This window comes from Desulforhopalus sp. IMCC35007 (assembly GCF_005116575.1).
Taxonomy (GTDB): Bacteria; Desulfobacterota; Desulfobulbia; order Desulfobulbales; family Desulfocapsaceae; genus Desulforhopalus_A.
Genome location: NZ_SWCN01000098.1, coordinates 1 through 274, shown reverse-complemented (window position 1 = coordinate 274; position 274 = coordinate 1). Strand labels below are relative to the sequence as shown.

The following is a 274-nucleotide window of genomic DNA, read 5'->3' as shown; positions in this document are numbered from 1 at the left end:
AATTCACTTTTTGCGATGCCTACTGAATCAAGTGCTGTGTCCATTAACGTTGCAAAGAATATTTGGATAGTCTTCTCACAAAATGCTCCCAGTTCCTGAATCTGCTTTACAGCCAATGTTAAGACGCGGTAGAGGGATTCAATGAATGAGATATCTCTCAATTCATCACAACACGCGAAGAAAAGCTCACCAAATGTCCGGTGGTCTGTCTCACGTCGACAATTGTAGGCAACAAACATGTAGCGCATGAAAACGATTGTTGTGTGAGCGATTA

Annotated in this window: 1 pseudogene; it reads right to left on the bottom strand. The window is 42.0% G+C overall.

What is annotated here, in order from left to right:
- Positions 1 to 274 (bottom strand): annotated as a pseudogene (locus FCL48_RS25325) (IS4 family transposase); the annotation flags it as partial.